Origin of the sequence: Thioalkalivibrio sp. XN8, assembly GCF_011058255.1 — a bacterium.
Lineage (GTDB): Bacteria > Pseudomonadota > Gammaproteobacteria > Steroidobacterales > XN24 > XN24.
The window spans coordinates 1-6,450 of the sequence record NZ_JAALFH010000051.1; the positions used below are offsets into that span (position 1 = coordinate 1).

Consider the following 6,450-nt stretch of genomic DNA (forward strand, 5'->3'; position numbering starts at 1 on the left):
TGACCGTACCCCTTGAACCAAGCCGGCCTTGATGTGGGAAATTGAGCATATCAGGCGGCTTCGCGAGCAAACACTGCCGGAGGCTTTTTGCCCAGAGAGCGATGCGGCCTGACGTGGTTGTAGTGGGTACGCCAGGCATCGATTGTTGATCCGGCATCCGCCAGCGTGGCGAACCAGTGCAGGTCCAGGCAGTACTCACGGAACTTGGCGTTGAAGCTCTCGACGAAGGCGTTCTGGGTCGGCTTGCCAGGCTGGATGAAGTGCAGCTTGACCCCACGCTCTTTGGCCCAGAAGAACATGGCTTTGCTGGTCAGCTCAGGACCGTTGTCCATGACGATCTGCCTGGCCAGGGGGCGGGATCGAGCTAACTGATCCAGTTCTCGAGCCAGACGCTCGCCGCTGATTGAGAAGTCGACGATCTGCAGCACGCACTCACGGCTGAAGTCATCGACGACGTTAAACACACGGAACCGTCGGCCATTCGCCAGTTGGTCTGAGACGAAGTCCACGGACCAGCGCTCGTTGATGCGACTCGGCAGCGCTAACGGAACCCGAGGACGGGTCAGCTTCTTGCGGCGCTTCGTGCGGACCTGCAGGCCCTCTTCTCGATATACCCGATAGGTCCGCTTCGGGTTCACCACCAGGCCCTCCGTCTTGAGCATGTCATGCAGTGTCGGATAGCCATAACGGGGATAGCGTTCGGCCAGCGTCTTCAAACGCGTCCGTAGCGCGGCATCATCCCGGCCCTTGAGCGGGCTCCAGGCGGCCGAGCGGCTAAAGCCCACCAGCCGGCAGGCACGACGTTCACTAAAGCGGCGACTCTTCAGGTGATCCACGGCCCGGCGCCGCTGCGCAGTCGTCACCATTTTCCCTGGACAAGCTCCTTCAACGCCGCCTTGTCGAGCTCTGCCTCCGCCAGCAGGCGCTTCAGCTTGGTGTTCTCGGCTTGCAGGTCTCGCAGCCGTCTCGCCTCGGATACTTCCATGCCGCCATACCTGGCCTTCCAGCGGTAGATCGTGTTCTCGGCAACGCCATGTCGCCGCGACAGATCCTTGGCCGACGCGCCAGCCTCGTGCTCCTTCAGGATGGCAATGATCTTCTCTTCGCTGTAGCGCTTGCGCTTCATCTCGGGACCTCCCTACGGTCAAAATACCGGGAAATCCCACATCACGCATGGCTCGGATTACGGGGGTACGGTCAATCTCTAATCCGGTAGACCTGCCCGCAGCCATTTAAGCCCAGTAGAAATCCGCCAGCCACGGCGCCGGCCTGAACCGCCGGTACCACTTGCCGGAGCGGCCGGCGATTGCGTCCTCGGGCTTGGGGTCGCCGTGGAAGATCAGCACGCGGGCGCCGGGCGGCAGGCGCGGCGCCAGGAACGGTTTCAGGATCCCGCGCGGCAGGCAGTGCCGCTTGAAACTGCGGCACAGCGAGTCGGGCCAGAACTCGAGCTCGCGTGCCTCGGCCGAGACGTATTCCTGCTCGTTGCGATGCGCCTGTCGAACCTGCCCGGGCGCGGCGTTGAAATGCTGCCAGATATGGTCCTGGCTGCCCGGCACCCAGCGAAATACGGACGAGTTGCCGACGCCGGGCTTGCGCCAGTCCCAGTCGTTCGAGATCAGGAAATGGCCGGGCAGGTCGAAGAACACCGACATGTCGCCGGTGATCACCACGTCGAGGTCGAGGTATAGCGTCGGCTCCGCCGGCAGGTCGATTTCCGGGTGAAATAGCCCCAGCTTGTTCCAGCCCCGCTCCGGCCAGCCCTGGCCAATGGGCACGTGCGGCAACGGGCGCGCCTCGATGCGTGGGTCGAGCCCGGCCGCATCGTCGGTGAAACACAGGAGGCGGAACGGCGGGCCGAGGAACCGCTCCAGCATCGACAACAGGATGTTGGCATAGCCGGGACCGTACTTGGTCCCCCATTTCATGCAGACGATGGTGCGGGGCGACGTCACTCCGGCCGATGCTCGGCCGCTCAACCGAGCAGCACGTAGACCGCGCCGGTGCCGCCGTCCACGGGCCGGGCCGAGCAGTAGGCCAGCACGTCGTCGCGCGGCTGCAGCCAGCGGCCGATCTTGCGCTTGAGCACCGGCCCGGCGTGGCCGGAGCGGTTGCCCTTGCCGTGGATCACGCGCACGCAACGGAAGTTGAGTCGCCCGGCCTCGGCGAGAAACTCGTACAGCGCTGCGCGGGCCTCCGCCGCGGTCAGGCCGTGCAGGTCGATCTCGTCGCGCACGCTGATCTCGCCGCGCCGGAGCTTGCGGAACAGGGGCAGGCCGACCCGCGGGCGGCGGAAACTCAGGTGCTCGCCGGTCTCGCCCTCGGCTTCGGGATTGGCGGCCAGGCTCTCGGCCAGCACCTCGGCCTCGTCGCGGCGGCGGAAGCGGGCCCGCGGCGCCGGCGTCGGGCGCGGCGGCGGCTCGTCGCGGCTCTCGATGGGCCGGACGTCCTCGACGGCCTTGCGGAACAGCTCGCGGTCGTCGTCCGAGGGGCTCATCGCTGGTTCCTCCGCTGGTTCCACCCGTGGCTCGCCGGTATAGTAACTGCCATCTTCCAGGGCCGGTTGTCCACCCTTTGAGAATCCTCCTCGCCAATGACGACGGCTATCGCGCCGAAGGCCTGCGCTGTCTCGCGGAGCACCTGCGCGACCTCGCCGACATCGTGATCGTCGCGCCCGAGCGCAACTGCAGCGGCGCCAGCAACTCGCTGACACTGGAGCAGCCCCTGCGCCTCACCAAGGTCGGGCCCGAGTTTTACTTCGTCAACGGCACGCCCACGGATTGCGTCCACCTGGCGCTGACCGGGCTGCTGGACGAGGAGCCGGACATGGTGATCTCGGGGATCAACGACGGCGCCAACCTGGGCGACGACGTGATCTACTCGGGCACCGTGGCCGCGGCGATGGAGGGCCGCTTCCTTGGCCTCCCGACCATCGCCATCTCGCTGGTGGTGAGCAAGGGGCGGCATTTCGATACCGCCGGGCGCGTGGCGCGGCGGCTGGTGGAACAGGCGCTGGAGCGCGAGCTGCCGCCCCAGACCATCCTCAACGTCAACGTGCCCGACGTGGCCTGGGAGGAGCTGGACGGCTTCGAGGCGACGCGGCTGGGCTACCGCCACAAGGCCGAGCCGGTGATCCGCAGTACCGATCCGCGCGGCCGCCCGCTGTACTGGGTCGGCTTCGCCGGCCCCGGCCAGGACGCCGGGCCGGGCACGGACTTCCACGCCATCGAGGCGGGTCGGGTCGCCGTCACGCCCCTGAAAGTGGACCTGACCCGCCACGAACATGTGGACCGCATCTCGGACTGGCTGGGAGATGCCGGGCGATGATGGCGCGCATGGATCAAGACGGCATCGGCATGACCTCGGCCCGGACCCGCGACCGACTGGTGCAGCGCCTGAAAGAGCAGGGCATCTCGGACCCGCGCGTGCTGGCGCAGATCCGCAACGTGCCGCGGCACCTGTTCGTGGACGAGGCGCTGTCGAGCCGCGCCTACGAGGACACGGCGCTGCCGATCGGCCTGGGCCAGACCATTTCGCAGCCCTGGGTAGTGGCGCGCATGACCGAGGCGGTGGTCGCCGAGCCGACGCCGGAGAAGGTGCTGGAGATCGGCACCGGCTGCGGCTACCAGACGGCGGTGCTGGCCGGCATCGTGCCGCAGGTGTACAGCGTGGAGCGGCTCGGCCCGCTGCTGCGACGGGCGCGGCCGCTGCTGCGCTCGCTGGATCTCTACAACGTCCACCTGCGTCACGGCGACGGTTTCGAAGGCTGGAAGCGGCATGCGCCCTACGGGGGCATCCTGGTGACGGCGGCCCCGGACGAAGTGCCGCCGGCGCTGCTGGACCAGCTCGACGAGGGTGGGCGGCTGATCATCCCGGTGGGTCCGCGCGGGCGCCAGGAGCTGATGGAGATCACCCGCCACGGCGGCGAGTTCGAGCGCCGCAGTCTCGGCCTGGTGAGTTTCGTGCCGCTGCTCGGAGGGACCGCCTGATGCGCCTGTTCGGCCCGCTTTATGACCGCGTGCTCAGCTGGTCGCGCCATCCGAAGGCGCCCCGGTACCTCGGGGGACTCAGGTTTGCCGAGTCGAGTTTCTTCCCCATTCCGCCGGACGTCATGCTGGCGCCGATGACCCTGGCGTGGTTCCTGGTGCAGGCCTGAGCCCGCGGTGGCTGCTGCTGGTCGTGCTGTTTGCCGCGGCCGGCTGCGCGGAGCTGACCCGCTGGGATCCCTATCCCGAGACGCCCCGCCGGGCCGGCGGCCCCGTGCCCGGTATCCACGTCGTGCAGCCGGGCGAGACGCTGTTCCAGATCGCCTTTCGCTACCGGCTGGACTGGCGGGAAGTGGCGGCCTGGAACCGCCTCGGCAATGCCGACCGCATCTATCCCGGCCAGGAAATCCGGCTGCAGCCGCCACCCGGGAGCCGGGCGGTGCGGGCCGGCCAACCGGAGGCCACGACCACGCGCCAGCCGGCGCCGGCGCCGGCGAGGCCGACGGCCGCGGCGCCGCCATGGCGCTGGCCCGTGACCGGCGAGCTGGTGTGGCAATTCGGCCAGAGCCGGCGCAATCCCACCGGCATCGGGATCGGCGGCACGGACGCCCTGGAAATCCGGGCCGCGGCGGACGGCGACGTGGTCTACAGCGGCAGCGGATTGATTGGTTACGGCCAGCTCATTATCCTGAAGCACAATGACTCGTACCTCAGCGCCTACGGCTACAACCAGGCGCTGCGGGTCGCGGAGGGGGACCAGGTGAAGGCAGGCCAGGTCATCGCCCTGATGGGGCGAGGGCCCGGCGACCGTCCCCTGCTGCATTTCGAGATCAGGAGAGACGGCACGCCGGTGGACCCGGCCAGGTACCTGCCGCCACGACAGGGGCCATGAGGCCGCTGCCCGCAGCACCAGAGGGGCGATATGGGCAAGAAGCGCGACAAGGAGAAGAGTCGCACGGCCGGCGTCGGGAAGACGCCGGAGGTCGAGGCGGACGAGGAATCGCTGCTCGAGCAGGATGACGGCGATGTTCTCGTCGCTGGCGAGCTGGACACGGGCGACGCCGACGGCGATACCGAGGAAGCGGGCGCGCTCGGGGCCGCGGACGAGCCGGAAGCCGCGGAGCCGAAAACGGGACGCCACGGCCGGACCCGGGACGGCGAGGCGCCCGACGCGACCCGCCTCTACCTGGCGGAAATCGGTTTTTCCCCCCTGCTGACCGCCGAGGAAGAGGTCTACTTCGCCCGCCGGGCCCGCCAGGGCGACGAGGCGGCGCGCCGGCGGATGATCGAGAGCAACCTCCGGCTGGTGGTGAAGATTTCGCGCCGCTACATGAACCGGGGCCTGCCGCTGCTCGACCTGATCGAGGAGGGCAACCTGGGCCTGATCCACGCCGTGAAGAAGTTCGACCCGGAGAAGGGCTTCCGCTTTTCCACCTACGCGACCTGGTGGATCCGCCAGTCGATCGAGCGGGCCCTGATGAACCAGACCCGCACCATCCGCTTGCCGATCCACGTGCTGAAGGAGATCAACGTCTACCTGCGCACCGCCCGGCAGCTGGCCCAGGAACTCGACCGCGACCCGACGGCGGAGGAAATCGCCGCCGCACTCGACCGCGAGCCGGCGGACGTCGAGCGCGCCCTCGGCCTGAACGACCGCCAGGTCACCAGCGGACCGGTGAAGAGCCGCGACGGCGAGCATGCGGTGCTCGACCTGTTGCCCGGCGCGGAAGACATGGAGCCGGCCAACCTGGCGCAGCTGGGCGACGTCCACGTGGTGCTGGAGCACTGGCTGGAGCGCCTCAGCGACAAGCAGCGCGCCGTGGTGGAGCGGCGCTTCGGCCTGCACGGCCATGAACGGACCACGCTGGAGCAGGTGGGGGAAGAGATCGGCGTCACCCGCGAGCGGGTGCGCCAGATCCAGCTCGATGCCCTGGCGCGCCTGCGCAGCATCATGGAGAGCCACGGGCTGTCGCTCGACACCCTGCTCGACTGAAAGCGCGGCCCCGGGCGGGACTCAGGGCAGGATCAGCGCCGCGACCACCGGCCGGTCTTCACCGACCAGGACGTTGTAGGTGCGGCAGGCCGCCGCGGTGTCCATCACCTCGAGACCGATCCCGCGCTCGGCCAGCGCAGCGAACACCTGGCTGGCGGGGAAGCAGATCCGGTCGCCGGTGCCGAGCACGAGAATCTCCGGTGCGAGCGCCAGGGCGGGCGCCAGGCTCTCCAGGCTGAGCTCGCCCGGGGCGGTCACGGCCCATTCCTCGCGCAGCTCGGTCGCGCTGACGATAAAGCTGCGGCTCAGGCTCCGCTCGCCGACCCGGATGCCGTCCGGGCCGAGATGCGTGACCAGGTTGATGCCGGTCGGGGTGTCGAGGGTGAGTCGCATGCGGGTACGATAATGAATTCCGCCCCGGTCTCAAGTCATCGCCCCTGTGCCCACCCTGTTCCTGCCCGGACTCGAAGA

General features: G+C 68.6%; 8 protein-coding genes and 1 pseudogene. 5 read left to right on the top strand and 4 right to left on the bottom strand.

The window, feature by feature from the left end:
- Window positions 1-50: 50 nt before the first annotated feature.
- The 3 genes from G6N75_RS06090 to G6N75_RS06100 all read right to left on the bottom strand — a co-directional run bounded on the left by G6N75_RS06090 (window position 51) and on the right by G6N75_RS06100 (window position 2,497).
- A protein-coding gene (locus tag G6N75_RS06090; RefSeq protein WP_240900977.1) for an IS3 family transposase occupies window positions 51-1,126 on the bottom strand; the annotation gives its coding sequence in 2 pieces (ribosomal slippage) (window positions 51-871 and window positions 871-1,126; 1,077 coding nt in all).
- Between the two features lie 106 nt (window positions 1,127-1,232).
- Complete coding sequence (locus tag G6N75_RS06095; protein ID WP_206202964.1) at window positions 1,233-1,955, bottom strand: hypothetical protein; 723 nt, start codon at window positions 1,953-1,955, stop codon at window positions 1,233-1,235.
- Window positions 1,956-1,975: 20 nt separating this feature from the next.
- Window positions 1,976-2,497: a Smr/MutS family protein gene (locus G6N75_RS06100; protein WP_165347471.1), complete on the bottom strand. Its 522-nt coding sequence runs from the start codon at window positions 2,495-2,497 to the stop codon at window positions 1,976-1,978.
- 77 nt (window positions 2,498-2,574) lie between these two features.
- Between G6N75_RS06100 and surE the strand changes: the two genes are divergently transcribed.
- From surE to rpoS, 5 genes and pseudogenes are all read left to right on the top strand, one after another.
- Window positions 2,575-3,327, top strand: coding sequence for a 5'/3'-nucleotidase SurE (gene surE / locus G6N75_RS06105; protein ID WP_165347472.1), 753 nt, complete (start codon window positions 2,575-2,577; stop codon window positions 3,325-3,327).
- On the top strand, window positions 3,324-3,989 hold the full coding sequence (locus G6N75_RS06110) for a protein-L-isoaspartate(D-aspartate) O-methyltransferase (protein WP_165347473.1): 666 nt from the start codon (window positions 3,324-3,326) through the stop codon (window positions 3,987-3,989). Before surE ends, G6N75_RS06110 begins: the two co-directional genes overlap by 4 nt.
- A pseudogene (locus tag G6N75_RS06115) lies at window positions 3,989-4,126 on the top strand (DedA family protein); the annotation flags it as partial. The gene G6N75_RS06110 and the pseudogene G6N75_RS06115, both read left to right, overlap by 1 nt.
- A gap of 8 nt (window positions 4,127-4,134) precedes the next feature.
- Window positions 4,135-4,878: a peptidoglycan DD-metalloendopeptidase family protein gene (locus tag G6N75_RS15450; RefSeq protein WP_346765500.1), complete on the top strand. Its 744-nt coding sequence runs from the start codon at window positions 4,135-4,137 to the stop codon at window positions 4,876-4,878.
- Window positions 4,879-4,908: 30 nt separating this feature from the next.
- Window positions 4,909-5,979, top strand: a complete 1,071-nt coding sequence (rpoS, locus tag G6N75_RS06125; RefSeq protein WP_165347474.1) for an RNA polymerase sigma factor RpoS — start codon at window positions 4,909-4,911, stop codon at window positions 5,977-5,979.
- 21 nt (window positions 5,980-6,000) lie between these two features.
- Here rpoS and G6N75_RS06130 read toward each other — a convergent pair whose 3' ends face one another.
- The gene (locus G6N75_RS06130) at window positions 6,001-6,372 is read right to left on the bottom strand and encodes an Mth938-like domain-containing protein (protein ID WP_165347475.1); all 372 of its coding nucleotides are present in this window, start codon (window positions 6,370-6,372) and stop codon (window positions 6,001-6,003) included.
- Window positions 6,373-6,450 lie beyond the last annotated feature (78 nt).

What these genes read in the sequence shown, in the direction of transcription:
- rpoS (WP_165347474.1), top strand. Translation starts at nt 4,909, where the DNA reads ATGGGCAAGAAGCGCGACAAGGAGAAGAGTCGCACGGCCGGCGTCGGG.
- G6N75_RS06100 (WP_165347471.1), bottom strand. Translation starts at nt 2,497, where the DNA reads ATGAGCCCCTCGGACGACGACCGCGAGCTGTTCCGCAAGGCCGTCGAG.
- G6N75_RS06110 (WP_165347473.1), top strand. Translation starts at nt 3,324, where the DNA reads ATGATGGCGCGCATGGATCAAGACGGCATCGGCATGACCTCGGCCCGG.
- G6N75_RS06130 (WP_165347475.1), bottom strand. Translation starts at nt 6,372, where the DNA reads ATGCGACTCACCCTCGACACCCCGACCGGCATCAACCTGGTCACGCAT.